Origin of the sequence: Microseira wollei NIES-4236 (assembly GCF_020521235.1) — a bacterium.
Taxonomy (GTDB): domain Bacteria; phylum Cyanobacteriota; class Cyanobacteriia; order Cyanobacteriales; family Aerosakkonemataceae; genus Microseira; species Microseira wollei.
In genome coordinates this window covers 1-1,518 of the sequence record NZ_BLAY01000429.1, presented here as the reverse complement: position 1 = coordinate 1,518, position 1,518 = coordinate 1, and the positions used below count along the sequence as shown (strand labels likewise).

Below are 1,518 nucleotides of genomic sequence, written 5' to 3'. Positions count from 1 at the left end.
AACTGGAGCAGAGCATGATTAGACACAGCAGCAATGCTAGTGAATCCTGGAAGAATCTACCGTGGAAGAAATTCCGCAGAAATCTCTTCCGCCTACAAAAGCGAATTTACAAAGCTATTCAAGTTGGAGACAAGCGGAAAGCGAAGTCTTTGATGAAGCTAGTTCTGAAATCCACCGCAGCGAGATTACTGGCAGTGAGGCAAGTAACTCAACTCAACATTGGGAAAAAGACAGCAGGAATTGACGGCAAGGCTTCTCTCTCATTTGAGGAAAGGTTTATCCTGAGTGAACAACTCAGACAACCTATCAATACATGGAAGCATAAACCGTTAAGGGAAATCCCCATCCCCAAAAAGGACGGAAAAACCCGCATCCTTAAAGTTCCCACTATCGCGGATAGAGCTTGGCAATGTCTTGTCAAATACGCAATAGAACCAGCACACGAAGCAACCTTCCACGCCAACAGCTATGGATTTAGAACGGGAAGATCTGCCCATGACGCGCAGAAATTCTTGTTTGACAATCTACGCTCCACGAGCAATGGAATAGAAAAACGGGTCATCGAACTCGATATCGAAAAATGCTTCGATAGGATAAGCCACAAATCCATCATGGAACGACTCATCGCCCCATCAGGCGTAAAACTTGGAATCTTCCGATGCCTGAAAGCGGGAGTCAATCCAGAGTTCCCCGAACAGGGTACACCTCAAGGGGGTGTGGCGAGTCCACCACTTGCCAATATTGCACTCAACGGGATAGAGGACATCCACCAGTCTGTAAGGTATGCAGACGATATGGTGATTATACTCAAACCTAACGATAACGCCGAGGTCATACTTGGCCTCATCAGCCAGTTTTTAGCAGAACGTGGGATGAAGGTGAATGAAAAGAAGACCAAGCTAACTGCTACGACAGATGGGTTTGACTTCTTAGGTTGGAACTTCTCTGTGCAGAAAAACGGGAAGTTCAGATGCGTCCCTTCAGTGGACAATTACAAAGCTTTCCGTCAAAAGGTCAAACACATCGTCAACAACTCGAATTATGGTGCAAAGGTCAAGGCTGAGAAATTAGCCCCCATAGTGCGAGGTGGGAGAAACTATCACCGCTATTGCAAGATGGACGGGTCAAGAAACTCGTTAGCATACATCGAAACAAGAGCGTTCAGAGTGTTCAACAAGGAAACGAAACAGTGTCGCGAGTCAAGCAAGAAACTGCTAGATAAAGCATTCCCATCGATTCCTTACTCCGAAAATAAACACATCAAAGTCAGGAGAGAGAAATCGCCTTTTGACGGAGACATCATCTATGGGAGTGAACGTAACAGTAAGCTCTACGACAAAGCAACCTCCCAAGCCTTAAAAAGGCAAGACCATACTTGTGGATACTGTGGGTTAAAGCTGCTTAGTGACGAAAGGGTACATCTCCATCATGTCGATGACAACCATAACAACTGGAAGAAAAATAACCTTCTAGCCATTCACGAAAGCTGCCACAAGTACATTCACATGAGCAAATGTG

Annotated in this window: 1 protein-coding gene; it reads left to right on the top strand. The window is 45.5% G+C overall.

The annotated features are described in order from the left end of the window. Positions 1 to 14: 14 nt before the first annotated feature. On the top strand, positions 15 to 1,518 hold a 1,504-nt coding region (locus MiSe_RS49020; RefSeq protein ID WP_226594798.1), incomplete at its 3' end, for a group II intron reverse transcriptase/maturase.